We start from the raw sequence: 24,489 nt of genomic DNA on the forward strand, positions 1-24,489 counted from the left end.
CTCCCTCAGCCCGCTGCGCCGGTGCTGCTCGTGGTGCAGTGCTCGTCGGCCGGGCGCGCCTCCGTCTGCTCGTGGGCCCAGCGGTAATCGGGCTTGCCCGCCGGTGAGCGCTTGATCTCGTCGACGAACCAGGCGCTACGCGGCACCTTGTACCCGGCGATCTTGGTACGGGCGCTCGCGACGAGTTCGTCGAGGCTCGCGGTCATACCCTCCCGCAGTGCGATCACCGCAGCGACCCGCTCGCCGAAGCGGTCGTCGGGCACACCGACGACGAGGACGTCGAACACTGCCGGGTGCAACTTGAGCGCGCCCTCGACCTCTTCCGGATAGATCTTCTCGCCGCCGCTGTTGATGGACACCGAACCGCGGCCGAGCATGGTCACCGAGCCGTCCTCCTCGACCCGCGCGTAATCGCCCGGGATCGAATAGCGAACGCCGTTGTACTCGCGGAAGGTCGCCTTCGTCTTTTCTTCGTCCTTGTAGTAGCCCAGCGGGATATTGCCCTTGCGGGCGATCAACCCGACCTGTCCCGAACCCGGGGCGATGGGGTTGCCGTCCTCGTCGAGCACGGTGGTCGACTCGTCGATCTTCACCGTGGGACCGCCACCGCGGGTCTTGCCCTTCTCCACGATCCCGAGTCCGCCGAACCCGCTCTCGGACGAGCCGATCGAGTCGGTGAGCACCTTGCCGGGGAGCAGTTCCAGGAAACGGTCCTTGAGGGAAGGCGAGAACAGCGCGGCGCTCGACGCCATCGCGTAGAGGGTCGAAAGGTCGTACGGCTTACCGGTATTCGGGTTGCCTTCTTCGAGCGCGTCGAGCATCGGGCGGCCCATGGCGTCACCGGTGATGAAGATGACGTTGACCTTGTGGTCGTCGATGATCCGCCACACTTCGTGGCCAGAGAACTCGGGGTGCATGACGACCTTGCCGCCGCTGAACAGCGACTGGAACAGCGCCCACTGCGCGCCACCGTGGATCATCGGCGGAATCGGGTACCGCACGAGGCCGGGGTTCTCTGCTCCCTGCTTCGCGAGTTCCCACTCGTCCTTGACCCATTCACCGGTCATGAAGTTGATGCCGCCACCGAGCACGCGCCAGACGTCTTCGTGGCGCCACATGACGCCCTTCGGGTGGCCCGTGGTCCCGCCGGTGTACAGCATGTACAGGTCGTCCGCACTGCGCTCACCGAAGCTGCGCTCGGCGGAACCCTGGGCGAGCGCGGCCTCGTATTCCACCCCGCCGTACGACGAGTAGTCGGTATCGGTGCCGTCCTCGATCACCACGACGGTTCGGATCAGGGGCGTGAGCGGCAGGACATTGGCAACCTTGTCCGAGTACCGGCGTTCGTGGATGAGCGCCACGGTGTCGGAATTGTCGAGGAGGTATTGCAACTCGTTCTCGACATACCGGTAATTGATGTTGACCATGACGGCCCGGATCTTGAACACCGCAACCATCGCCTCGACGGCTTCGATGGTGTTCCGGGAGTAGATGCCAACCTTGTCACCCGGCTTCACGCCCTGTTCGGCCAGGTAGTTGGCGAGTCGGTTGGCTCGTTCCTCCAATTGTCCGTAGGTGACCTCTCTGCCGTCCGAGGCCAGTGCAACACGGTCGGGAACGAGGTCGATTGCGTGCTCGACGAGGTCTGCGATGTTTAGGGGCACGCCACAAAAGTAGAACGTGTTACCGTTATTGACAAGACTTTACTGAGACCTATTTCACAACACCGCCAGGAGTCCTCCCAGTGTCCTCTCCCGCAGCCCCCGGCGCAGCCGATCCGGACATTTCGCCGCATGCTCCGCACTGCCTCGTAGAGCAGCGCGGCCACGTCCTCATCGTGACGCTCAACCGGCCGGAGGCACGTAACGCGCTGTCGGGCGAAATGATGGCGATCATGTCCGAGGCCTGGGACCGGGTCGACAGCGATCCCGAGATCCGCGTCGCCATCCTCACCGGCGCCGGTGGTGCGTTCTGCGCGGGAGCGGACCTCAAGGCGATGAACCAGTCGGCGCCGGGCGACAAGTTCGAGGGCGGCGGCTGGGACCTGTCCCGGCTCCCCGCCCTACTCAAGGGCCGTCGGCTGACCAAGCCTCTCATCGCCGCGGTCGAAGGCGCAGCCATCGCCGGCGGCACGGAAATCCTGCAGGGCACCGACATCCGGGTCGCGGGAGAGAGTGCCAAGTTCGGCGTCTCCGAGGCCAAGTGGGGTCTGTTCCCCCTCGGCGGTTCCGCGGTGCGTCTCGTCCGCCAGATTCCGTACACGATCGCAGCGGACATTCTGCTCACCGGCCGGCACATCAAGGCGGCCGAAGCCAAAGAGATCGGGCTCATCGGTTACGTGGTCCCCGACGGCACCGCACTCGACAAGGCACTCGAGATCGCTGAGACCATCGCGAACAATGGGCCGGTCGCCGTACAGGCCATCCTGCGCACGATTCGCGACTCCGAGGGCCTCCACGAGGAAGAGGCGTTCCGGATCGACGCCGAACTCGGTGCCGCGGTCTTCAAGAGTGCCGACGCAAAAGAAGGTCCCCGTGCCTTCGCCGAGAAACGGCCCCCGAAGTTCACCGGAGCCTGACTCCCCCACCGACCCGGCGACGCGCCCGCGCACACCCGTGCGCGGGCGCGCTCGTGTGCGCGGCCGCATGAACCTGTGAGACCTGGACCACACCAAAATACGGGCTCTGCTACCTTCCGTTGTGTTCCAGGACACAGACCCGCACTGTTCGTGCAGGCGGTAAGGAGCCCCATGTACCCCGGCGTCCACGCGCGCACCACACCCGACAAAATCGCTGTCGTTCTCGCCGACAGCGACCGCAGCCTGACCTATCGCGAGTTGGACGACCATTCGGCGGCATTGGCACGGGTGCTGCACGACGCGGGACTCCGGCAGGGTGACGTCGTTGCGTTGCTCACGGACAACCGGGTCGAAGCGTTCGAGGTGTTCTGGGCTGCACTGCGCTCCGGCCTCTACATCACCGCGGTCAACAGTCATCTCACCGCCGGGGAGATCGCGTACATCGTCGAGGACAGCGGCGCAAAGGCATTGGTCGTTTCGGCGGCTCTCGGCGAACTCGCGGAACGCGTCGGCGAGACGGTCGAGGCCCGCTCCGCCCGACTCGCGTTCGGTGGCGCAGTTCCCGGATTCGGGTCGTACGAGGAGGCACTCGCCGGCGCCGGGCCGCGACTCGACGAGGAGCCGTGCGGCGGGATCATGCTCTACTCCTCGGGCACCACCGGATTCCCCAAGGGTATCCAGCCGCCGCTGCCCGAGCGCCGGGTCGACGAGCCCGGTGAATCGCTGGTGATGGTGGCGCAGTACATGTTCGGCATCGGCGACGCCGACGTCTACTACTCCCCCGCACCGATCTACCACGCCGCGCCGCTGCGCTGGGGCGCCGCGATCCACGCGCTCGGTGGCACGGTGGTGCTGGCTGCGAAGTTCGAGCCCGAGACCGCACTGCGCCACATCGAGCAGTACTCCGTGACAGCGGGCCAGATGGTCCCGACGATGTTCGTGCGCATGCTCAAACTCGACCCGGAGATCCGGACCCGGCACGATCTGTCGAGCCTGCGAGTGCTCATCCATGCCGCGGCGCCGTGCCCGCCCGAGGTCAAGCGCGCCATGATCGACTGGCTCGGCCCCGTGATCTACGAGTACTACAGCGCTACCGAAGCCAACGGCATCACGTTCATCAACAGCCAGGAATGGCTCGACCATCCCGGCTCGGTGGGCAAGAGCGTCATCGGTCCCGCCCACATCTGCGACGACGAAGGCAGGGTCCTCGCACCCGGCGAGATCGGCACGATCTATTTCGAAGCCGACCACATCCCCTTCACCTACCACAACGATCCCGAGAAGACCGCCACCGCACAACATCCCGAGCATCCGACGTGGACGACAGTCGGCGATCTCGGCTACCTCGACGACGAAGGCTTCCTGTATCTGACCGACCGCAAGTCCTTCACCATCATCTCCGGCGGCGTGAACATCTACCCGCAGGAGATCGAGAACGTCCTCGCGCTCCACCCGGCCGTCGACGATGTGGCGGTCATCGGCGTGCCGCACTCGGAGATGGGCGAGGAGGTCAAGGCCGTGGTGGAACTGTCGCCGGGCGCCACCGAATCACCGGAACTCGCCGAGCAACTGCTCTCGTACGTCCGGGACCGCGTCGCCCACTTCAAGGTGCCGAGGTCGGTGGACTTCGTCGACCGGCTTCCCCGCACCCCCACAGGCAAGCTGGTCAAGGGAAAGCTGAAGGCGGCCTATACCTCCTGAGCCGACAGAGTGGCTGTCGCCCGGATCATCACGCCCGGCTCACTGCAACACGACCGAGGCAAGCTCCTTGATCTGGGCGGCGTCGCGGCACGAGACGAGCAGCATGGTGACGCCGGCGTCCTCCCACCTGCGCACCCCGTCACGCACCTCGTCGAGGTCTCCGACGATCATCGTCTCGGTCACCATCTCGTCCGGAATCGCCTCGGCTGCTTCGTCTTTGCGGCCGGAACGGAAGAGTTCGGTGACCTCGTCCACCACGTCGCCGTACCCCATGCGCCGGTAGACCTGCGCGTGGAAGTTCAGTTCCGGCGCACCCATCCCGCCGACGTACAGCGCCGTCACCGGTTTCATCGCCGCGATCGTGCCCGCACGGTCGTCCGTCACCACCACCTGGCACGTCGCGGCGATCTCGAAGTCCTCGCGGGTGCGGCGCGCCCCGGCACGGGCGAAGCCCTCGTCGAGCCACTCGTCGTACATCGGCGCGAGACGCGGTGTGTAGTAGATGGCGAGCCAGCCGTCGGCGATCTCCGCGGTGAGCGCGACATTCTTGGGACCCTCGGCGCCCAGCCAGATCGGTATGTCCGAACGCAGCGGGTGGGTGATCGGCTTGAGCGGTTTCCCCAGTCCCGTGGCACCCGCACCGGTGTACGGCAGGGGGTAGTGCGGCCCCGGACTCGTGACGGGCGCTTCCCGCGCCAGGACCTGACGGATGATCGAGACGTACTCCCTGGTCCTCGCGAGCGGCTTCTCGAACGGCGCGCCGTACCAGCCCTCCACGACCTGCGGACCGGATACACCGAGACCGAGAATGTGCCGGCCGCCCGACAGGTGATCGAGGGTCAGCGCGTGCATCGCGCAACTGGTGGGCGTGCGCGCCGAGATCTGGACGACGGAGGTGCCCAGCCGCACCCGGTCGGTGGACGATCCCCACCACGCGAGCGGGGTGAACGCGTCCGAACCCCACGACTCGGCTGCGAACACCGCGTCGAACCCCTCGGCTTCGGCGGCTGCAACGAGTTCCGGTGCGTTGCCCGGTGGCTGCGCGCCCCAGTATCCCAGCTGCAGTCCCAGTTTCATTGCACGCCTTCCGGGTCGGATCAAGTGCGGCGAGGTGCAGATCACACGCTACCCTTGCCAGCAACACTAGAACCTGTTCTACTCGACTTTGTGAGCCTGGGAAAGAGTGCGGTCGCCGAGCCACCGCTCAATGCGCCGCTGAATCTGAAGTTCGACTACACACGATCCACCGGGCCGACCGTCGGCGCGTTCGTCACCGGACTGCGCGACGGACGCATCGTCGGGGCCCGTGGATCCGACGGCAGGATCTTCGTCCCTCCGCCCGAGTACGACCCCGTCACCCACGAACCACTCACCGATTTCGTCGAGGTGGGCCTGACGGGAACCGTCGTCAGCTGGACGTGGAACGCGGACCCGTTGCCGGGCCAGCCCTTCGACCGGCCGTTCGCGTGGGCGCTCATCCAGCTCGACGGCGCCGACACCTCGATCCTCCACGCCGTGGACGTCGCCTCTCCCGACGACATCGAAACCGGTCTGCGCGTCCGGGTCCGCTGGGCGTCCGAGCGTACCGGCGGAATCCACGACATCGCGGCGTTCGAGCCCGGCGAAGCGGTCACGGACACCCCACCGGAGTCCGGCGAGCCGGTTTCGATGATCACCACTCCCGTCGACCTGCACTACCGGCACAGCGCTTCCCCCGAGGAGTCCTGGTACCTCCGGGGCCTGAAGGAAGGCAAGATCATCGGTGGCCGCACCGGCCCCGGTGAGAAGGTGTACGTGCCGCCGCGCGGTGCGAGCCCCACCGACGGTGTGCCCACCAAGGAACCGGTGGAGTTGCCCGACAAGGGAACCGTCACGACGTTCTGCATCGTCAACGTGCCGTTCATGGGCCAGCAGATCAAGCCCCCCTACGTCGCCGCGTATGTGCTGCTCGACGGTGCCGACATCCCGTTCCTCCACCTCATCCTCGAGTGCGAGGCGACCGAAGTCCGCATGGGCATGAGGGTCGAGGCCAAGTGGCGGCCCCGCGAAGAGTGGGACCACACGCTGCGCAATATCGAATACTTCCGCCCGACCGGCGAACCCGACGCCGAGTTCGACACCTTCAAACACCACCTCTAGGAGCGTCGAGCACAATGACAGACATTGCAGTCGTCGGCTTCGCGCACGCCCCGTACGTGCGCGAGACGTTCGGCACCACCAACGGTGTGGAAATGCTCGTCCCCTGTTTCCAAGAGCTCTACGACAAGCTCGGAATCACCAAGTCGGACATCGGGTTCTGGTGCTCCGGGTCGTCGGACTACCTGGCCGGCCGTGCGTTCTCGTTCATCTCGGCGATCGACGCCATCGGCGCCGTGCCGCCGATCAACGAGTCCCACGTCGAGATGGACGCCGCATGGGCGCTCTACGAGGCGTGGGTCAAACTTCTCACCGGCGAGGTGGACACCGCCCTGGTCTACGGCTTCGGCAAGTCGTCGGCCGGGACGTTGCGGCGGACTCTCTCGCTGCAACTCGATCCGTATCTCGTCGCGCCACTCGGCGTCGACTCCGTCTCTCTCGCCGGACTCCAGGCCCGGATGGGTCTCGAATCCGGGAAGTGGACAGACCGGGAGATGGCCGAAGTAGCCGTCCGCTCTCTCGCTGCGGCGAAGAACAACCCGAAGGCCCAGTTCTCCGGCGACCTCGATATCGACGAACTGCTCTCGCGCCCGTACATTGCCGACCCACTCCGGAAGCACGACTGCGCTCCCGTCACCGACGGTGCGGCCGCGATCGTACTGGCCACGGGCGACCGGGCACGCGAACTGTGCGAGAACCCGGCGTGGATCACCGGAATCGAGCATCGGATCGACTCACCGAACTTCGGTGCCGCCGACCTCACCACCGCACCGTCGGCGCGTGCCGCGGCCCGCTCCGTGACGGGCGGCGACACCGCGTTCGACGTCGCGGAACTGCACGCCCCGTTCACCCATCAGGAGTTGATCCTGCGTGAGGAGATCGGACTCGGCGACGGCACCGTCGTCAATCCGTCGGGTGGTCCGCTCACCGGCAACGCGATGTTCTCCGGCGGCCTCGAGCGAATCGGATACGCCGCCCAGTCGATCATGACCGGATCAGCGGGCCGCGCGCTCGCACACGCAACGAGTGGCGCACTGCTGCAACAGAATCTGGTAGCCGTTCTGGAGGGACGTAACTGATGGCGAAGCAACCCGCAGCTGTCCTGGGTACCGGCCAGACCCACTACGTCGCCAAGCGTCACGACGTATCGATGTCCGGCCTGGTCCGCGAAGCCATCGACCGCGCCATGCTCGATGCCCAGGTGGGCTGGGACGACATCGACGCCGTCATCATCGGCAAGGCACCCGACCTGTTCGAGGGCATCATGATGCCCGAGTTGTCGATGGTCGACGCGATCGGCGCAACCGGCAAACCGATGCTGCGCGTACACACGGCGGGATCGGTGGGAGGGTCCACCGCGAACGTCGCGGCGAGCATGGTGCAGTCCGGCGTCCACCGCCGGGTCCTCGCGGTGGCGTGGGAGAAGCAGTCCGAATCCAACGCGATGTGGGCGCTGTCGACACCGGTGCCGTTCACCATGCCGGTCGGCGCCGGCGCGGGCGGCTACTTCGCTCCGCACGTCCGCTCGTACATCAGGCGATCCGGAGCACCCGAGCACGTCGGGGCGATGGTGGCCGTGAAGGACCGGCTGAACGGCGCCAAGAACCCGTACGCACATCTCAAGCAACCGGACATCACATTGGAGAAGGTCCAGGCGTCACAGATGCTGTGGGACCCGATCCGCTACGACGAGACCTGCCCGTCCTCCGACGGTGCGTGCGCCGTCGTGATCGGGGACGCCGACAGTGCCGTCGCCGCGGAGCAGGCCGGCCGCAGTGTCGCCTGGATCCACGCGACCGCCATGCGTACCGAACCCACGACCTACGCGGGTCGTGACCAGGTCGACCCCCAGGCGGGCCGGGACGCGGCAGCAGCATTGTGGAAGCAGGCGGGCATCACCGATCCGCTCACGGAGATCGACTGCGCCGAAATCTACGTCCCCTTCTCGTGGTTCGAGCCGATGTGGCTCGAGAACCTCGGATTCACTCCGCAGGGGTCGGGTTGGAAGCTGACCGAGTCCGGTGAAACCGCCATCGGGGGACAACTGCCGATCAACATGTCCGGCGGTGTGCTCTGCTCCAACCCCATCGGCGCATCCGGGATGATCCGTTTCGCCGAGGCCGCGATCCAGGTGATGGGCAAGGCCGGAGATCACCAGGTCGACGGTGCCAGTAAGGCCCTCGGGCACGCGTACGGTGGCGGCTCCCAGTACTTCTCGATGTGGGTGGTCTCTTCCGACCGCCCCACGAACTAGGAGCATCACATGGTGGATTTCACCGTCGGGGTCGCGATGACGCCGCTCGATCAGCTGAGCGGTATCGCGCGCACCGCGGAGGAGTGCGGGTTCTCGTCGATCGCCCTTCCCGACTCGCTGTTCTACATGGAGAAGCAGACCGTCAACTATCCGTACACTCCCGACGGGTCGCGGATGTGGACCGCGGACACGCCGTGGGTGGATCCACTGATCGCCGCCGCCGCGATGGGTGCAGCGACCTCGACCATCCGGTTCTATACCCAGGTGCTGAAGCTGGGGTCGCGCAACCCCGTCCTGCTCGCTCGCCAGGTCGGGTCCGTCGCCAACCTGACGGGAGACCGGTTCGGTCTCGGTGTCGGCATCGGCTGGGCACCCGAAGAATTCGAGTGGTGTGGCGTCCCGTACGCCCGGCGTGGCAAGCGCGTCGACGAGATGATCGATGTGCTCAAGCTGATCCTCGGTGGCGGCATGGTCGAGCATCACGGCGAGTTCTACGATTTCGACCGGCTCCAGATGAGCCCGGCCCCCAGCGCCCCCGTTCCGCTCTACGTCGGTGGGCACACCGACGTCGCGCTGCGCCGCGCCGCCCGGGTCGGTGACGGCTGGACGTCGGCCATGATCGGGTTCGACGACCTGGTGGCGGTGATCGACCGACTGCGGGAACTGCGCGCCGAATACGGGCGGTCCGACGTGCCGTTCGAGATCCAGGCTGTGTGCGTCGACCGATTCGGCTCGTCCGGTTACGCCGAACTCGCCGACGCGGGCGTCACCGACATCATCGTGGTGCCGTGGATCTTCGACGGCCACGGGTTCGATTCGACGCTCGAGGCGAAGCAGGAGTCGATGCGAAAGTTCGCAGACAAATACATCCATGGAAAGGATGCGGCATGAGCGAGGAACACCCCGCACGGGTGGCGGCGCGCGCGTCGCAAACGGCTGCCAGCGGCAAGCGCAAGGACGAGTGGCTTGCGGTGTTCGCGGAGAACGCCTGCGTCGAAGATCCCGTGGGACCGTCGGGATTCGACCCGGAAGGCAAGGGCCACACCGGCCGCGACGCCATCGCCGCCTTCTACGACATGACGATCGCCAACACCGACAAGCTCGAGTTCCTCATCGACGATGTGCTGGTGTGTGGTGACGAGTGCGTCAACATCGGCACCATCCGCACCACGATGGCCGGGAACATCATCGATGCCGAGGGCGTCTTCGTGTACCGGGTCGACGGCGACGGCAAGATCGTGTCGCTGCGGGCGTTCTGGGAGATGGACCGGGCCATGAAGACGGTGCGTCCGGCCCCGTAGGGGCCGGTCCCTCGTAGAGTCGCGGGATGAGCACCGCCGGAATCGTTCTCGCAGCAGGGGACGGCTCGCGATTGGGTGGGCGCGCGAAAGCGCTCCTGCCTCACCGCGGCCGTCCCCTGCTGCATACCGTGACCACCGCACTCGCCGACGGCGGGTGCGACGAGGTGATCGTGGTGCTCGGCGCCTACGCAGACGAGGTCGCCGCAGCGTGTCCGCCGGACGTCACCGTGGTGGTCAATCCGGAGTGGCGCGCTGGGATGTCGACGTCGTTCCGCAGTGGCGTCGGTGCTGCCGGAGGTCACGGCACGGTCGCGCTCACAGTCGTGGATTTCCCCGGTATCACCGCCGAACTCGTCCGGCACGTTCTGACCGAGCACCGCCTCGGGACGGTGACGGTTCCGGTGTTCGGTGATCGGCCCGGTCATCCGGTGGTGTTCGACCGCGCCGACGCCGTCGCGGCGGCACAGCAGGCGACAGCGGATGAAGGTGCCCGCACTTACCTTGCGCGCCAACGCGACCGGGTGCGGCGCCTCGACTGCACCGCCCTGGCGGATGCGGGAGACATCGACACCGTCGGCGATCTGCGCCGGCTCGAGCCCTGAGGAGTCCTCGCTGTACGGCAAGCACGGGTCCTCCGTCCGCGACATCGACGACCGGCAGGAATATCGGCGCGTGAACCGACGGGACCCCCGCACCCGGAGGTGCAGGGGTCCGCGCTACTGCCGTGTGTCAGTGCTGCACGGGGCAACCACCACCCGACGTCTTGTAGTCGACGTCGAACTCCTTGATTCCGTTGAGCCAGCCGGACCGCAGGCGCATCGGATCGCCGATCTTGGTGATGTCGGGAATGTGATCGGCAATCGCATTGAAGATCAGGTCGATCTCCATACGGGCCAGATTCGCTCCGAGGCAGTAGTGGGCACCCGTGCCGCCGAAAGCGAGGTGCGGGTTCGGGTCGCGGAGAATGTCGAACTCGCGCGGGTTCTCGAAGACCTCTTCGTCGTTGTTCGCCGACGCGTACAGCATGACGACGCGATCACCCTTGCGGATCGTCTGCCCGCCGAGTTCGGTGTCCTCGAGCGCGGTGCGCTGGAACGACGTCACCGGGGTGGCCCAGCGGATGATCTCGTCGGCAGCGGTCTTCGGGCGGTCGCGCTTGAAGATCTCCCACTGCTCGGGATGGTCGAGAAACGCCGCCATGCCGTGCGTGATCGCGTTGCGAGTGGTCTCGTTGCCGGCAACAGCAAGCACGATGAAGAAGAAGCCGAACTCCTCGGGAGCGAGTTCGTCGCCGTCGATGTCGGCCTCGATCAAGGCGGTGACGATGTCGTCCGCCGGGTTCGCCTTGCGGTCGGCCGCCATCTGGTAGGCGTAGCCGAGCACCTCCATCGACGCCGCCGCCGGGTCTGCGGTGTTGTCGGGATCGTCGTAGCCCGTCATCTGGTTGGACCATTCGAAGATCTTCGAGCGGTCCTCCTGCGGCACACCGATGAGGTCGGCGATGGCCTGGAGCGGCAGTTCCGCTGCGATCTGGGTGACGAAGTCGCCCTGGCCGGCCGTGCACGCATCCTGGACGATGGACTTCGCCCGGCGGTCGAGTTCGTCGCGCAGACCGTTGATGGCGCGCGGGGTGAAACCACGGGCGACGAGTTTGCGGAGCTTGGTGTGCTCGGGCGCGTCCTTGTTCAGCAGAACATGACGCTGCAGTTCGATGGCTTCGCGCGGAATATCGTCGTTGAACCGCGGAATCGCGGTGTTCTCCCAGTTGGAGAACACATCGCTCCGACGGGACACCTCGCGGACCTCCTCGTGCCGGGAAACCACCCAGAACCCGTCGTCGTGGAATCCACCCTTTTCGGGCGACTTCTTGTTCCACCACACCGGTGCCGTCTTCCGGAGTTCGGCGAACTCTTCGAACGGCATGCGGTCTGCATACAAATCGGGATCGGTGAAGTCGATGCCTTCGGGGATGTTCGGCTGCGCCACTTATCTCTCCTGCCTGGCGAGTACCCCTCGCGTGATGTGTAACACGTTCTAAAACCATTCAAACACAGGCTCGGCTTGTGACCAAGAGATCAGCACGTCCCGCCCGATTCGGACGCTTGCTGCCGGTCGTGACAACCTGTTCTACTTTGCAGAGAACATCAGATTGAAGAGAACCAAAGGAAAGGAGCCCGCCGTGGGCACTCCAGTCATCGTCGAGGCCGTACGTACCCCGATCGGCAAGCGAGGCGGATGGCTCGCGGGTCTGCATGCTGCGGAAATCCTCGGTGCCGCCCAGAGTGGGCTCGTGGAGCGTGCCGGGATCGATCCGGCGCTCGTCGAGCAGGTCATCGGCGGCTGTGTCACCCAGGCCGGCGCGCAGTCGAACAACATCACGCGCACCGCCTGGCTGAACGCCGGCCTCCCCTGGCAGGTGGGCGCCACGACCATCGACTGCCAGTGCGGTTCGGCGCAGCAGGCCAACCACCTCATCGCAGGTCTCATTGCCACCGGCGCGATCGACGCCGGAATCGCATGTGGAATCGAGGCCATGAGTCAGGTTCCGCTCGGTGCCAATGTGGGCGACCAAGCCGGTCCGCGACGCCCCGACTCGTGGAACATCGACATGCCCAACCAGTTCGAGGCTGCCGAGCGTATCGCCCGCAGGCGCGGCATCACCCGTGAGGACGTCGACACGCTCGGTGTCCGGTCGCAGACCCTCGCCAAGCAGGCATGGGACGAGGGCCGCTTCGACCGCGAGGTGCTGCACGTCGTGGCTCCGGTCGTCGACAAACAGGGCACCCCCACCGGCGAGAAGCAGACCGTCACCCGGGACCAGGGACTCCGCGACACTTCACCCGAGTCGCTGGCGAAGCTAAAGCCGGTGCTCGAGGGCGGGATCCATACCGCCGGCACCTCGTCGCAGATCTCCGACGGTGCAGCTGCCGTCCTGCTGATGGACGAGGACCGAGCGAAGGCACTCGGTCTGAAGCCGCGCGCCCGCATCGTCGCGCAGGCCCTGGTCGGCGCCGAACCCGAATTCCACCTCGACGGCCCGGTGCAGGCCACCGCGAAGGTGCTCGAGAAGGCGGGCATGAGGATCGGCGATCTCGACCTGTTCGAGGTCAACGAGGCCTTCGCCTCGGTGTTACTGTCCTGGGCGAACGTGCACGGCCCCGACATGGACAAGGTCAATGTCAACGGTGGAGCCATCGCGCTCGGGCACCCCGTCGGATCGACGGGTTCACGCCTGCTCACCACCGCTCTGCACGAACTCGAGCGCCGTGACGGCTCAACCGCGCTGATCACGATGTGTGCGGGTGGCGCGCTGGCGACCGGCACCGTCATCGAGCGGATCTGACGTGGCCGCCGAACGCGCACCCAAGGGACTGAACTCGAAGGCGACCATCCCGATCATCAAGTGGATGTCGCGAGTCAACGTCGCCGCGTACCGCGCCACGGGTGGCCGTATCGGTGGCAAGTGGCGGGTCGGCAGTGCCTTCCCGCGGGGGATCCCGGTATGCCTGGTCACCACGATCGGACGAAAGACCGGGCAGCCCCGTACAACTCCTCTGCTCTTCCTGGAGGACGGCGACAAGGTATTGCTCGTCGCCTCTCAGGGCGGACTGCCCAAGAACCCCATGTGGTTCCGCAACATCCAGGCGAATCCGGAGGTGACCGTCCAGATCAAGTCGCGAGTGCGAAAGATGCGCGCGCGGGTCGCGACGGACGCCGAGCGCGCGGAGTACTGGCCCCGGCTGGTCGCGATGTACCCGGATTTCGACAACTACCAGTCGTGGACCGACCGCGTCATCCCGGTCGTGATCTGTGAGTAGGACTGCGACCCCCTGCCTCACCGGAATGCGGGAATACTCGAAACGGTAGTCACAGGCTTTCGAGAAGGGATGTCGCGATGGCAAACACGAACCACGACCAGGTCCTCGACCGGCGGGAGATCGCAGCCGCGCTGCTGCGTGCTCTGGAACAGCGTCACGAGGTACTCGATGCCATCGTCGAGAGCGCCGATCGAGCCGAAGCCGTGGCCGCGATCGCCGCGCTGCTCGACACGACCGAGTTCTGCGCGGAGGCGGTGCTGAATCTGCCGTTCCGCCGCCTGACCAAGGCGGAACGCAAGAAGATCCGTGAGGAACTCGAAGATCTCGATGCCGTACTGCAATGGACCACCGCGGCTCGGCCGTACGCGACGGGCGCGCACTTCCGGGTGCGGCCGATCACCGACTCGGCGGCGGACCTGCAGTTGCTCGAGGCACGATGCGCCGACCAGTTGGGTGACGGCAGCAAGGAACGCGTCGCCGCGGAGCAGGAACACGGAAACGCGTTGATGAGCGATGAATCCGGGATGTGGCTCGTCGCCGAAGATCTGTCCGGCGACGAACCCTCTGCGGTCGGATTCGCGTTCGGTGAGCTCGTCGGAAACGACGTGGACGTGCGCATCTGGGTGCGTCCCGAGTTGCGCAAGCAGGGTTACGGTACGGCCATTCTCAAGCAGGCCCGCACCGAACTCGCGGCCTACTTCCCCGGTTCGACCCTGACGGTGCGCACGCCGGCCTGATCCCGGCCGCACCGTGAATGCGCGCTTCCGGTAGCCCAGCTACCGGAAGCGCGCATTGTTTCGTCAGGCCCTGTAGTTGTCAGGCCCCGTAGACCGGGGTGGGTGCCTCGCTCGACGCAAGAAGCTTTTCCACGACGGGACCGAGTTCCTTCGGATCCCAGCGATCGCCCTTGTCGACGACCTCGCCGTGGCGCCATCCGTCGGCGATGGAGACCTTGCCGCCTTCGACCTCGAACACGCGGCCGGTGACGTCCTTCGCCTCGGCGCTGCCGAGCCACACGACGATCGGGGAGATGTTCTCCGCTGCCATCGCGTCGAATCCTTCTTCGGGCGCGGCCATCATCTCGGCCATCGCGCCACCGGCACCGACGGTCATGCGGGTGCGCGCGGACGGGGCGATCGCGTTGACGGTCACGCCGTAACGGCCGAACTCGGCCGCGGCCTGGATCGTCAGCGCGGCGATGCCCGCCTTCGCGGCGGCGTAGTTGCCCTGGCCGATGCTGCCCATCAGACCGGCGCCCGAACTCGTGTTGATGATGCGCGCGTCCACCGGGTTACCGGCCTTGGACTCGGCACGCCAGTAGGACATGGCATGGCGCATCGGAGCGAAATGGCCCTTGAGGTGCACGCGGATCACCGCGTCCCATTCCTCCTCGCTCATGTTGGCGAGCATGCGGTCGCGCAGGAATCCTGCGTTGTTGACCAGGACATCGAGGCGGCCGAAGTTGTTCAGAGCCGTCGCGACGAGGTTCTCCGCGCCGGCCCAGTCCGCCACGTCGTCCCCGTTGACGACGGCCTCGCCGCCGAGCGCGCGGATCTCCTCGACGACCTGCTCGGCCGGCGATTCTCCGGTCGCGGCGCCGTCGATGCCGGCGCCGATGTCGTTGACGACGACCTTCGCACCCTCGGCGGCGAGGGCGAGCGCATGGGCGCGGCCGATCCCCCGGCCCGCACCGGTGACGATCGCTACACGTCCGTCCAGCAGTCCACTCACTTTGTCTCCTTCGTTCGGGCCGCTGCCATGTAGGCAGGGCGTTCGCCGCCGCCGTGGACGGTCAGGGTCGATCCGCTGACGTATGCCGCCAGCGGAGATGCCAGAAATGCTGCGCAGTTGCCGATGTCGTCGGGGCTGGACAGGCGGCCGAGCGGCACCGTCGCGCCCACTGCGGCGACACCCTCGTCGTCACCGTAGAACAGGTGAGACTGCTCGGTGTCCACCATGCCGACGACCACCGAGTTCACGCGGACCTTCGGTGCCCACTCCACCGCGAGGGACCGGCCCAGGCTGTCGATCCCGGCCTTCGCGGCGCCGTAGGCCGCGGTGCCCGGCGACGGCCGCGATCCGCTCACACTCGAGATGTTGACGATCGAGCCCCCGGTGTCTTGGGTCTGCATCACCGCGTTCGCGACCTGCGAGACCAGCAGCGGCGACAGCAGATTGAGTTCGACGATCTTGCTGTGGAACTTCGGGCTCGCGTCGGCGGCGAGGGCGAAGGGAGAGCCGCCGGCGTTGTTGACGAGGGTGTCCAGCCTGCCGTGTCGCGTGACAATCTCGTCGATCAACTGCGCGACCCGATCCGGGTCGCGCACGTCGCAGGGCAGGAAATCGGCAGTCCGGCCGTCGGCTTCGATCGGCCGGTCGCCCGCGTTCCGCGCGCAGGTCACCACGGTCGCTCCCGCACGGAGAAACGTCCTGCTGATCCCCGCGCCGACGCCGCGGACGCCCCCGGTCACGAGCACGACCGTGCCGTCCAGTCCCAGATCCATTCCCTGCCTCCGCGTGGGTGTGGCCGCCGGGGCGGCCGATGTGGCTTGTTCCGACCCGCGTGCGGGGCCGCACCCAACTTACCAAGCAATCGCTTGGTTCGGTATATGCCTCCGATTCCTGCTCAGCGGGAATCGGGCGATGCCACCACCGGGCCACCCCTAGCGTGACGCTTCGAGTGCGTGCCGAAGAGAAGGTGATTGGGGCCATGCAGACCGTCGAGCGTGATTACGAGAAATACGTCGGCCAGGTGGCCGAGCCACCCAGGGTGGCCCGGTACGAGGTCAACGAGGCGATGATCCGCAACTGGGCCGAAGCCCACGACGACTTCAATCCGATCTACGTCGATGCCGACGCCGCCCGCGCCACAGGACGCGACTCCGTGGTGTGCCCACCCGCGATGATCTCCACCTGGGTGATGGCGGGGTACCGCCGGTGGCGTGAAGTGCACCGCAACCGCGCCGCAGGAATTGTGGAGGACTTCGCGTACTCGAGGATGCTTGCCGAACTCGACAGCGAGGGCCTCACGTCCGTCGTGGCCACCAACGTCGAACAGGAATACCACCGCGAACTCGTTCCCGGGGACCGCGTCACCGCCCACCTGACCATCGAGTCCGTCTCGCCGATCAAGCGGACCGGCCTCGGCGACGGCCGCTTCTTCACGCTGTACAAGCGCTACGAGGACCAGCACGGCGAACTCGTCGCCGAGGAGCGTTTCCGGATGCTCCGGTTCAACCCGAACACTCCGAAGGAGGCGTGATGACCACCGTCCCCAGGCTCACCATCACTCAGGACAACGAGTTCTGGTTCACGGCGGTCCGCGAAGGCCGACTCGAGATCCAGCGGTGCAGCGACTGCGGCACCCTCCGGCATCCGCCCGGACCGGCATGCCCCGCGTGCCGCTCGTTCGAATGGGACACCGTCGAATCGTCGCGCCGCGGAACGCTTCACAGCTGGACGATCATCCATCATCCGCAGGACCCGGCCTTCGAGTATCCGCTCGCGGTCGGGCTGATCGACCTCGACGAAGGCATCCGCATCGTCGCCGATATCGCCGGCGTGGACCACGAGAGCCTCGAACTCGGTATGGAACTGGAAGTGGGATTCGCCGAACACGCGCACGGCGAGATCCTTCCGCAGCTGCGCAAGGTGGGAGACGCGTCGTGAACCTGTCCGAATGCACTGTCGGCCAATCGCTTCCCGGCCTCGAACTGCCGCTGGACCGCTCCACGATCGCCGCGACCGCCATCGCATCGCAGGACTTCGAGGACGTGCACCACGATGCGGGGGCCGCGCAGCGACGCGGAACTCCCGACGTGTTCATGAGCATCAATGCGACGAACGGTTTCGTCGACCGCTACATCACCGACTGGACCGGCCCCACTGCACGCATCCGCCGGGCTTCACTGCGCCTGGGCGTACCCGCCTTCCCGGGCGACCCGCTGCAGATGAGCGGCGAGGTGACCGCCGTCGAGAACAGCACCGTCACCGTGAAGGTGCAGGGCCGCAACAGCAAAGGCGTCCACGTCACCGCAGTGGTCGTCGTGGAGCCGTACGAGAGGAACACTCCATGACCGTGAAGGGCTTCTCCGGAGCCGCGGCGATCGCCGGCATCGGAGCCACGGAATTCTCGAAGAATTCCGGCCGCAGCGAGTGGCAACTCGCCTGTGAAGCCGTCCTGGCCGCGCTCGCCGACGCACAGATCGGCGTCGAAGAGGTCGACGGGTTCGCACTGTTCACCATGGAGACCAACCCGGAGATCGCGGTGGCCCGCGCGCTCGGCATCCCCGAACTGAAGTTCTTCAGCCGCATCCCGCACGGCGGCGGTGGTGCCTGCGCTCCCGTGCAACAGGCCGCGATGGCCGTGGCGACCGGCGTTGCCGACGTCGTCGTGGTCTACCGCGCGTTCAACGAACGCTCGGGTCACCGTTTCGGCTCCGGCCCACCGCCTTTCGCGTACAACTCGAGCACCGATCAGGAGTACCGCAACTGGATCAACCCCTACGGGTTGCTCACTCCCGCGCAGCAGGAAGCGTTCCTCGCGCGTCGCTACATGCAGCGGTACGGCGCCACGAGCGCCGACTTCGGCCGCGTGTCGGTGCTGTCGCGCAAGCACGCCGCCAACAACCCCAAGGCGTGGTTCTACGAGCGGCCCATCACCCTCGACGATCACCAGAACTCGCGAATGCTCGCCGACCCGCTGCGCCTCTTGGACTGCTGCCAGGAGAGCGACGGCGGACAGGCCCTGGTCATCGTCAGCACCGAACGTGCACGCTCTCTTCCGCACCCCCCGGCCGTCATCACCGGCGCGGCACAGGGTGTCGGCCCGCAGCAGATCTCGATGAGCAGTTACTACCGTGACGACATCGACGTGATGCCCGAGGTCGAACTCGTCGCCAAGCAGATGTGGGCGCAGGCCGGCTTCGGGCCGGAAGGCATCGACGCAGCGATCATCTACGACGCGTTCACCCCCATGGTGCTGCTCCAGTTGGAGGAGTACGGCTTCTGTGGCCGGGGCGAAGCGAAGGACTTCGTCGCCGAGGGCAACCTCGAGGTGGACGGCCGCCTGCCGGTCAACACCCACGGCGGCCAGCTCGGCGAAGGCTACATCCACGGCGTCAACGGAATTGCCGAAGGCGTCCGGCTCGTCCGCGGCACGTCGGTGAACCAGCCCGCCAAGACGCTCGACAACGTCCTCGTCACGGGTGGTTCTCCGGTTCCGCACAGCGCGATCGTGCTGTCCGCGGATCGCTGATCCGCCCCACGCCATCCGACCACTTCTCAGGAGACCACATGCATCCCGAGCTGTCCGACAAGTCACGGCGGCTACGCACCGAACTGCGGGAGTACTTCGCCCGCATCATCAACGACGAGGATCGCCGGGCCCTGGTGGACCAGACGGAGGGCGGTCCCGTCTTCGACCGGATCTACCGGCAGATGGGCAGCGACGGCTGGCTCGGCCTCGGCTGGCCGGAGGAATACGGCGGACGCGGCGAGGACCCCGAGGCGCTCTACGTCTTCTACGACGAGACGATCCGCGCCGGAGCCCCGGTCTCCCTGGTCACGCTCAACACCGTGGCGCCCGCCCTGATGAAATATGGGTCGCAGGAGCAGAAGGACTTCTTTCTTCCGAAGATCCTCACCGGTGAACTGAAGTTCGCGATCGGGTACACCGAGCCGGGAGCCGGAACCGACCTTGCCGCGCTCCAGACCCGGGCGCGCACCGACGGCGACGAACTCGTCATCAACGGCAACAAGCTGTTCACCAGTTCCGCGATCTTCGCCGACTGGATCTGGCTCGCCGTCCGCACCGATGTCGACGCACCCCGGCACAAGGGGATCTCGGTCGTGCTGGTGCCCACGACGTCTCCCGGTTTCTCGGCCACCGAGATCAAGACCGTCGGCGGCATCAGCACCGCCGTCACGTACTACGAAGACATCCGGGTGCCGCTGAGCAACGTCGTCGGTGGGGTGAACCAGGGATGGACGCTGATCACCAGTCAGCTCAACCACGAGCGGGTTGCCCTCGCGGCACGCGGCGGTATCGCCAACCAGATGTACGACGAAGTGCTCGCGTGGACCAAGCAGGAGCCCGTCGGTCCCGGCGTGCTGTACGACGTGCCGTGGGTCCGCAAGACACTGGCGGAGGTGTACGCGCTGCTGTCCGCCGCGGACCTCGTGAACCTGCGCCTGGTGTCGGACATCGCGGCCAACACACTCGGCGGCGGTGACTCGGCGGCAGCGAAGATCTTCGGCACCGAAGGCGTCGTCACCGCATACGGAATGTTGCAGGAAGTGCTCGGTGCTCGGGGCCTGCTGCGCCCGGGCAGCCACGGCGCGGTGATCGAAGGCCGCGTCGAGTCGCTCGCCCGGCGCGCACAGAACAACACCTTCGGCGGAGGCACCAACGAGGTTCTGCGCGAAATCGTCGCGGCGAAGACCCTCGGGATGACTCTCGGCGCCCGGAGGCGCCCCGACGCGAAAGCGCCGGAGCCGGCAGCAACAACGGCCGCCAAGCCGTCAGAGACGAGGAGCTGACATGGAATTCGAGCTCGATGACGACCTGATCGCGGTCGAGGACCTCGCCGCGCAGGTCTTCGGCGCCCTGGCAACGGTCGAGCGGGTCGTCGCGGTCGAACGGACCGAGGGCGGCTTCGACGCCACACTCTGGAAGGCGCTCGGCGACTCCGGTCTGCTCGGCCTCGCCCTGCCCGAGTCCGCCGGTGGTGCGGGGATGGGCATGCTCGGCCTGACGACGATTCTGCAGCAGCAGGGTCGCCGCGTGGCCCCGGTACCGGTGTGGTCCGTCGTCGCCGGAGCGGCCCTTCCGCTCGCGCAGTTCGGCTCCCCGGATCAGGTGGAGCGTTACGTCACCGGCATCGTCGAGGGATCGCTCGTTCTCATGGGTGCCTTCGACAGCCATCCCGGGGAGAGCGCCGCGTTGACGGCGGTCCGCAAGGGTGACGATCTGGTGATCAGCGGTGAGATCCCGTCCGTGCCGTGGGCTCCCGATGCTGCCGGAGTGCTGGTGCCCGTTCTGTGTGACGACGACTCCGTTGCCGTGGTCGTCGCCTCGGCGAGCGCAGCCGGGGTGACGGTGACGCCGGTGTCGGTGACCGGGCAGGGCGCCGACGCGGCGGTGCGCTTCGACGACGTCGTCATCGCTGCGGCGGACGTACTGCCCGGTGACGGCGCCGAGATCACCGCGTGGACTCGCCGCCGGCTCCGTCTGGCCATCGCAGCGCTCCAACTCGGCGTGTGTGAGGAATCGTTGCGGATGACCGCGGTCTACACCTCCGAGCGCATGCAGTTCGGGCGTCCGTTGTCGACGAACCAGGCCGTCGCGGTACGCGCGGCCGACGCCTACATCGATACCGAAGCGATCCGGCTGACGATGCGCCGGGCAGCGTGGCTGATCGACAACGGACGCGAGGACGAAGCGGACGCCGCGGTGCTCGTCGCGAAGTGGTGGGCGGCGCGCGGTGGCATCCGTGTCGGGCTCACCGCCCAGCACCTCCACGGCGGTATCGGTGCCGACATCGACTACCCCATCCACCGGTACTTCCTGTGGGGCCGCCAGTTGTCGTTCACGCTCGGCGGCGCGGACGCCAGTGCCGCCGCACTCGGTGACCTCCTCGACACCGCGCCCCCGATCGGGGCCGCAGGATAGGTCCTTCCCGACTCGAAGCCCCGTCCTCCGCATCCGTGCGGACGGCGGGGCTTCGTCCGTGTCAGACGGTTCCGGACGCCGGGTCGGCCAAGTGTGCGAGGAGCAGGTCGCAGGCGCGCCGGATGTCGGCCTCGGTCTCGTCGAGCGAAACCCTGCCGTTCAGGTACACCAGGATCAGCCCGAACCAGACCATCGACAGCAGGCGCACCGCTTCACGATCTCTGTCCGTCGGGTGTTCGATGCCTCCTTGGACAAAGAGCATCTGGTGGAAGAGGTGGTCGACCTCGACCGAGTCCGGCACCACCGATGCGGATGCCGTGCTGTTGGACACCAGCATGGCGGAGGCAAGGCGCGGCCGCGCCACGATCCTGCGGGTCATGACGACGAGCGCATCACAGATCGCCTGCGTCGCGTTCGTACCCGGCTCCCGCTCGGGCAGTCGTTCCGACGCCTTGACGAGCTGATTCAGCAGCAACGCCACGAAGAGATGCGTCTTCGACGGGAAATAGCGGTACAGCGTGCCGATCGCGACCCCCGCGTCCTTGGCGACCTCCGCCATCTGGACCCTGGCGAGTTCGTGTTCGGACCCGAGGCGCGTGGCAGCGGAGAGTATCCGCTCCTGCCGTTCACGTTGCACCTCCGAAGTCGGTTCGGCGCCCTCCCGCGCCTTGGCAATCCTCGGCATTGCCGGCCCCTTCCTGCAATTCGACATGCGAATTGTCCCACCGCGCGCGCCTCAATCCCGTTGCGGGCATCCGGATCGCCCCGGACCGGTGACGTCGTCTCGATCAGTGGGAGCGCGGCGGCGGCACGACGGTACGCGGACCGATCACGCACGAACGTCCGCTGAGCGAGAATCCACTCGGGCGTGGCGGAGGTCACCCATACGCTCGGATTCGTTGACGTCGCCCGGACCGGAGGCGACCCGGTAATCCGAATCGGAGTGAGGCACATGCAGATTCAGTCACTGCCCCAGGAACTCGGCATCTCGCCCGCCACACAGCCCACTCCGGACGAGATGCGCCGGGCGATGGGACGTTTCGCGTCGGGAGTCACCGTGGTGACCGGACTCGACGAGGACGGGCCCGTCGGTTTCGCATGCCAGTCGTTCGCGTCGGTATCGCTCGAACCGCCGCTGGTGCTGTTCTGTGCGGATCATCGTGGGCGGGCCTGGCCCCGGATCCGTCGCGCCGGGTGGTTCACCGTGAACGTTCTCGGCGCGGAGCAGACCGACCTCTGTGGACGATTCGGATCGAGCCGGGGCCTGAAGTTCGACGGCCTCGACTGGGAACTGTCCCACTGGGGAACACCGACGTTGCCGGGCGTGCTCATGCGGGTCCACGCCGAGATCCACGACGTGCACGTCGCCGGGGACCACGACATCGTCGTCGGGCGCGTGGCCGAACTGGAGTGCCCCGCCGAGGACCGTCCGATGGTCTTCTATCGCGGAGCTTTCGGTCTCGACGGCTGACCTGCCGTCGAGACCTGCCGCTGCCGGTCAGCCGGCAGCGGCGCGGATGCCCGCGCGGCGCCCGAAGAAACTCCCGTCTCCGAGCGAGATCCCGCTGCAGTAGCCGCCCGCGGACAACCCGGAAGTACAGCGGCCCGCCGCGTACAGGCCCGGGATGGGATCGCCGTCGACATGCAGGACCTCCGAGTCCACCGACGTCCGCAGGCCACCCAGGGTGAACCCACCCGTCATTCCGCGCAGATCGATCGCGGCGATCGGCGATCCGATCGGCTTGACCCATTCGGCTTTCTTCCCGAGTACGGGATCGGCACCGTCGGCGGCGTGCCGGTTGTACAACTCCACCGTGGAGGTCAAGCTGCCCTCGGGCAGACCCATCTCGGCTTCGAGTTCGGCGACACTCTCGCACACCCACGTCGGCTGCCTGCGCAACTGCGGGCTCGAACTCGGCGCGTTGACCCCTTCCTCGTAGGCGTCCTCGTCGAGTACGAGGAACGACTGATTGTCGTTCTGATACATCGTGAGCTGGCCGATCCGGCCCGGGTAGGTGTCCTCGGGGACGTACCGCTGGCCGCGTCCGTTGACGAGGATGCCGCGCGCGATCAGTTGCGGGTCGCAGAAGAACGCGACCTCGCACGCGTCCATGTGCGCGAGTCCCGCACCGAGCGCCTGCGCCATGAGGATGGCGCGGCCGTCGTGTTCCTCGACCGTCGCGGCGGGCCGCTTGTAGAGGCGCGGCGCGTAGGCCTGCATCATCTCGTCGTTGTAGGCGAACGAACCGGTCGCGAGCACCACGCCGCCGTGCGCACGAACGGTGATCTCCTTGCCGAACCGGGTGGCGACCACACCGACGACCCGTCCGGTGTGGTCGGTGACCAGGCGCTGCACGCGGATGTCGGACTCGACGCGGACACCGAGGTCGTTCGCCTTCGCGATGAGCGTGGTCATCAGAACGTGCCCGGCACCCTGCTCGCCGTTGCGTGGCATCGGGACCTGGGCGAGGTGGCCACGCGGGGCCGGCGGCACGAGCGTGTTGAACGGTGCGGCGTTCTCTCCCCCGCTGTACATCAGCGAGTCGTCGGCGGGGCACTCCCAGCCGGGCTGGGACCAGAAGCTCTCCTTGTACTGCACGCCGCATGCTTCGAGCCACTCGAAGTGCTGCACGCTGCCCTCGCAGTAGACATCCAGCTTGTGCTCGTCGACACCCGGCCCGAGCGCCTCCGTGAGAAATGTCTTCATGTGCTCGGCGGTGTCGTCGAATCCGCATGCCTTCTGCACCCGGGTGCCACCGCCCAGGTAGACGATGCCCCCGGACAATGCGGCCGCCCCGCCGCCACCGCCGGTGCGTTCGAGGACCAGTACGTCGGCGCCGCTCTCGGCAGCCGCGATGGCCGCGGACACTCCGGCGATGCCGAAGCCCGCAATCACGACGTCCGCTTCGAAATCCCAGGTGCCGACGGTGTCGGCGGGTATGGGGCGAATCGGTGAACTACTCATGGGCACAGCCCCTTCCGTGTCGCGGCCCAGTGGTCTCCTCCGGACGGTAAGCCGACTCCGACGG

Annotated in this window: 25 protein-coding genes; 18 read left to right on the plus strand and 7 right to left on the minus strand. The window is 66.9% G+C overall.

Features of this window, described 5'->3' with window-relative positions:
* Positions 1-5: 5 nt before the first annotated feature.
* A complete protein-coding gene (locus tag AC0B44_RS05475; RefSeq protein WP_471901906.1) occupies positions 6-1,664 on the minus strand; it encodes an acyl-CoA synthetase in 1,659 nt (552 codons plus the stop codon).
* 80 nt (positions 1,665-1,744) lie between these two features.
* Here AC0B44_RS05475 and AC0B44_RS05480 point away from each other — a divergent pair, with 80 nt between their 5' ends.
* Together AC0B44_RS05480 and AC0B44_RS05485 are read left to right on the plus strand one after the other, a co-directional pair.
* Positions 1,745-2,578, plus strand: a complete 834-nt coding sequence (locus AC0B44_RS05480; RefSeq protein WP_471901907.1) for a crotonase/enoyl-CoA hydratase family protein — start codon at positions 1,745-1,747, stop codon at positions 2,576-2,578.
* Between the two features lie 171 nt (positions 2,579-2,749).
* On the plus strand, positions 2,750-4,279 hold the full coding sequence (locus tag AC0B44_RS05485) for an AMP-binding protein (protein ID WP_471901908.1): 1,530 nt from the start codon (positions 2,750-2,752) through the stop codon (positions 4,277-4,279).
* 39 nt (positions 4,280-4,318) lie between these two features.
* Here the strand turns inward: AC0B44_RS05485 and AC0B44_RS05490 are convergent, their stop codons facing one another.
* Positions 4,319-5,356: an LLM class F420-dependent oxidoreductase gene (locus tag AC0B44_RS05490; RefSeq protein ID WP_471901909.1), complete on the minus strand. Its 1,038-nt coding sequence runs from the start codon at positions 5,354-5,356 to the stop codon at positions 4,319-4,321.
* A gap of 90 nt (positions 5,357-5,446) precedes the next feature.
* Between AC0B44_RS05490 and AC0B44_RS05495 the strand changes: the two genes are divergently transcribed.
* From AC0B44_RS05495 to AC0B44_RS05520, 6 genes are read left to right on the plus strand one after another with little or no spacing between them, the layout of a single operon-like run.
* A complete protein-coding gene (locus AC0B44_RS05495) occupies positions 5,447-6,418 on the plus strand; it encodes a Zn-ribbon domain-containing OB-fold protein (RefSeq protein WP_471901910.1) in 972 nt (323 codons plus the stop codon).
* A 14-nt stretch (positions 6,419-6,432) separates the two neighbouring features.
* Entirely contained in the window at positions 6,433-7,494 is a 1,062-nt protein-coding gene (locus AC0B44_RS05500; RefSeq protein ID WP_471901911.1) for a thiolase domain-containing protein, read from the plus strand.
* On the plus strand, positions 7,494-8,669 hold the full coding sequence (locus AC0B44_RS05505) for a thiolase domain-containing protein (protein WP_471901912.1): 1,176 nt from the start codon (positions 7,494-7,496) through the stop codon (positions 8,667-8,669). Before AC0B44_RS05500 ends, AC0B44_RS05505 begins: the two co-directional genes overlap by 1 nt.
* A 12-nt stretch (positions 8,670-8,681) precedes the next feature.
* On the plus strand, positions 8,682-9,560 hold the full coding sequence (locus AC0B44_RS05510; protein WP_471902070.1) for a TIGR03619 family F420-dependent LLM class oxidoreductase: 879 nt from the start codon (positions 8,682-8,684) through the stop codon (positions 9,558-9,560).
* Entirely contained in the window at positions 9,557-9,970 is a 414-nt protein-coding gene (locus AC0B44_RS05515; RefSeq protein ID WP_471901913.1) for a nuclear transport factor 2 family protein, read from the plus strand. The genes AC0B44_RS05510 and AC0B44_RS05515 overlap by 4 nt, the downstream gene beginning before the upstream one ends.
* Before the next feature lie 26 nt (positions 9,971-9,996).
* The gene (locus AC0B44_RS05520; RefSeq protein WP_471901914.1) at positions 9,997-10,572 is read left to right on the plus strand and encodes a nucleotidyltransferase family protein; all 576 of its coding nucleotides are present in this window, start codon (positions 9,997-9,999) and stop codon (positions 10,570-10,572) included.
* 127 nt (positions 10,573-10,699) lie between these two features.
* On the opposite strand, the gene AC0B44_RS05525 is transcribed toward AC0B44_RS05520, so the two are convergent.
* Entirely contained in the window at positions 10,700-11,956 is a 1,257-nt protein-coding gene (locus tag AC0B44_RS05525; RefSeq protein WP_471901915.1) for a cytochrome P450, read from the minus strand.
* Between the two features lie 193 nt (positions 11,957-12,149).
* Here AC0B44_RS05525 and AC0B44_RS05530 point away from each other — a divergent pair, with 193 nt between their 5' ends.
* From AC0B44_RS05530 to AC0B44_RS05540, 3 genes are all read left to right on the plus strand, one after another.
* Positions 12,150-13,313: a steroid 3-ketoacyl-CoA thiolase gene (locus AC0B44_RS05530; protein ID WP_471901916.1), complete on the plus strand. Its 1,164-nt coding sequence runs from the start codon at positions 12,150-12,152 to the stop codon at positions 13,311-13,313.
* Between the two features lies 1 nt (position 13,314).
* Positions 13,315-13,788, plus strand: coding sequence for a nitroreductase family deazaflavin-dependent oxidoreductase (locus AC0B44_RS05535; protein WP_471901917.1), 474 nt, complete (start codon positions 13,315-13,317; stop codon positions 13,786-13,788).
* A 77-nt stretch (positions 13,789-13,865) separates the two neighbouring features.
* Positions 13,866-14,525, plus strand: a complete 660-nt coding sequence (locus AC0B44_RS05540) for a GNAT family N-acetyltransferase (protein WP_471901918.1) — start codon at positions 13,866-13,868, stop codon at positions 14,523-14,525.
* Between the two features lie 79 nt (positions 14,526-14,604).
* On the opposite strand, the gene AC0B44_RS05545 is transcribed toward AC0B44_RS05540, so the two are convergent.
* A complete protein-coding gene (locus AC0B44_RS05545; protein WP_471901919.1) occupies positions 14,605-15,519 on the minus strand; it encodes an SDR family oxidoreductase in 915 nt (304 codons plus the stop codon).
* A complete protein-coding gene (locus AC0B44_RS05550) occupies positions 15,516-16,292 on the minus strand; it encodes an SDR family oxidoreductase (RefSeq protein ID WP_471901920.1) in 777 nt (258 codons plus the stop codon). Before AC0B44_RS05550 ends, AC0B44_RS05545 begins: the two co-directional genes overlap by 4 nt.
* A gap of 206 nt (positions 16,293-16,498) precedes the next feature.
* On the opposite strand from AC0B44_RS05550, the gene AC0B44_RS05555 reads away from it, so the two are divergent.
* Genes AC0B44_RS05555 through AC0B44_RS05580 form a run of 6 tightly spaced genes read left to right on the plus strand, consistent with a single transcriptional unit; the run spans position 16,499 to position 21,460 of the window.
* Positions 16,499-17,050, plus strand: a complete 552-nt coding sequence (locus AC0B44_RS05555; protein ID WP_471901921.1) for a MaoC family dehydratase — start codon at positions 16,499-16,501, stop codon at positions 17,048-17,050.
* Entirely contained in the window at positions 17,050-17,457 is a 408-nt protein-coding gene (locus tag AC0B44_RS05560) for a Zn-ribbon domain-containing OB-fold protein (protein ID WP_471901922.1), read from the plus strand. The genes AC0B44_RS05555 and AC0B44_RS05560 overlap by 1 nt, the downstream gene beginning before the upstream one ends.
* Positions 17,454-17,864 carry a MaoC/PaaZ C-terminal domain-containing protein gene (locus AC0B44_RS05565; RefSeq protein ID WP_471901923.1) on the plus strand — a complete coding sequence of 137 codons (411 nt, stop codon included), beginning with the start codon at positions 17,454-17,456 and terminating at the stop codon, positions 17,862-17,864. The genes AC0B44_RS05560 and AC0B44_RS05565 overlap by 4 nt, the downstream gene beginning before the upstream one ends.
* A complete protein-coding gene (locus AC0B44_RS05570; protein WP_471901924.1) occupies positions 17,861-19,045 on the plus strand; it encodes a lipid-transfer protein in 1,185 nt (394 codons plus the stop codon). The genes AC0B44_RS05565 and AC0B44_RS05570 overlap by 4 nt, the downstream gene beginning before the upstream one ends.
* A 38-nt stretch (positions 19,046-19,083) precedes the next feature.
* Positions 19,084-20,328 (plus strand): acyl-CoA dehydrogenase family protein, encoded by a 1,245-nt coding sequence (locus AC0B44_RS05575; protein ID WP_471901925.1) that lies wholly within the window; start codon positions 19,084-19,086, stop codon positions 20,326-20,328.
* A gap of 1 nt (position 20,329) precedes the next feature.
* A complete protein-coding gene (locus tag AC0B44_RS05580) occupies positions 20,330-21,460 on the plus strand; it encodes an acyl-CoA dehydrogenase family protein (RefSeq protein WP_471901926.1) in 1,131 nt (376 codons plus the stop codon).
* A gap of 61 nt (positions 21,461-21,521) precedes the next feature.
* Here AC0B44_RS05580 and AC0B44_RS05585 read toward each other — a convergent pair whose 3' ends face one another.
* The gene (locus tag AC0B44_RS05585; RefSeq protein WP_471901927.1) at positions 21,522-22,145 is read right to left on the minus strand and encodes a TetR/AcrR family transcriptional regulator; all 624 of its coding nucleotides are present in this window, start codon (positions 22,143-22,145) and stop codon (positions 21,522-21,524) included.
* A 267-nt stretch (positions 22,146-22,412) separates the two neighbouring features.
* Between AC0B44_RS05585 and AC0B44_RS05590 the strand changes: the two genes are divergently transcribed.
* Complete coding sequence (locus tag AC0B44_RS05590; protein ID WP_471901928.1) at positions 22,413-22,931, plus strand: flavin reductase family protein; 519 nt, start codon at positions 22,413-22,415, stop codon at positions 22,929-22,931.
* A gap of 27 nt (positions 22,932-22,958) precedes the next feature.
* Here the strand turns inward: AC0B44_RS05590 and AC0B44_RS05595 are convergent, their stop codons facing one another.
* The gene (locus AC0B44_RS05595; RefSeq protein WP_471901929.1) at positions 22,959-24,425 is read right to left on the minus strand and encodes an FAD-dependent oxidoreductase; all 1,467 of its coding nucleotides are present in this window, start codon (positions 24,423-24,425) and stop codon (positions 22,959-22,961) included.
* Positions 24,426-24,489 lie beyond the last annotated feature (64 nt).

This window comes from Rhodococcus sp. NPDC019050 (assembly GCF_055664235.1).

Excerpts from the sequence above, each read along its gene's own strand:
- AC0B44_RS05595 (WP_471901929.1), bottom strand. The coding sequence starts at position 24,425 with ATGAGTAGTTCACCGATTCGCCCCATACCCGCCGACACCGTCGGCACC.
- AC0B44_RS05485 (WP_471901908.1), top strand. The coding sequence starts at position 2,750 with ATGTACCCCGGCGTCCACGCGCGCACCACACCCGACAAAATCGCTGTC.
- AC0B44_RS05580 (WP_471901926.1), top strand. The coding sequence starts at position 20,330 with ATGGAATTCGAGCTCGATGACGACCTGATCGCGGTCGAGGACCTCGCC.
- AC0B44_RS05490 (WP_471901909.1), bottom strand. The coding sequence starts at position 5,356 with ATGAAACTGGGACTGCAGCTGGGATACTGGGGCGCGCAGCCACCGGGC.
- AC0B44_RS05560 (WP_471901922.1), top strand. The coding sequence starts at position 17,050 with ATGACCACCGTCCCCAGGCTCACCATCACTCAGGACAACGAGTTCTGG.
- AC0B44_RS05500 (WP_471901911.1), top strand. The coding sequence starts at position 6,433 with ATGACAGACATTGCAGTCGTCGGCTTCGCGCACGCCCCGTACGTGCGC.
- AC0B44_RS05550 (WP_471901920.1), bottom strand. The coding sequence starts at position 16,292 with ATGGATCTGGGACTGGACGGCACGGTCGTGCTCGTGACCGGGGGCGTC.
- AC0B44_RS05520 (WP_471901914.1), top strand. The coding sequence starts at position 9,997 with ATGAGCACCGCCGGAATCGTTCTCGCAGCAGGGGACGGCTCGCGATTG.
- AC0B44_RS05540 (WP_471901918.1), top strand. The coding sequence starts at position 13,866 with ATGGCAAACACGAACCACGACCAGGTCCTCGACCGGCGGGAGATCGCA.
- AC0B44_RS05570 (WP_471901924.1), top strand. The coding sequence starts at position 17,861 with ATGACCGTGAAGGGCTTCTCCGGAGCCGCGGCGATCGCCGGCATCGGA.
- AC0B44_RS05505 (WP_471901912.1), top strand. The coding sequence starts at position 7,494 with ATGGCGAAGCAACCCGCAGCTGTCCTGGGTACCGGCCAGACCCACTAC.
- AC0B44_RS05575 (WP_471901925.1), top strand. The coding sequence starts at position 19,084 with ATGCATCCCGAGCTGTCCGACAAGTCACGGCGGCTACGCACCGAACTG.
- AC0B44_RS05585 (WP_471901927.1), bottom strand. The coding sequence starts at position 22,145 with ATGCCGAGGATTGCCAAGGCGCGGGAGGGCGCCGAACCGACTTCGGAG.
- AC0B44_RS05555 (WP_471901921.1), top strand. The coding sequence starts at position 16,499 with ATGCAGACCGTCGAGCGTGATTACGAGAAATACGTCGGCCAGGTGGCC.
- AC0B44_RS05590 (WP_471901928.1), top strand. The coding sequence starts at position 22,413 with ATGCAGATTCAGTCACTGCCCCAGGAACTCGGCATCTCGCCCGCCACA.
- AC0B44_RS05515 (WP_471901913.1), top strand. The coding sequence starts at position 9,557 with ATGAGCGAGGAACACCCCGCACGGGTGGCGGCGCGCGCGTCGCAAACG.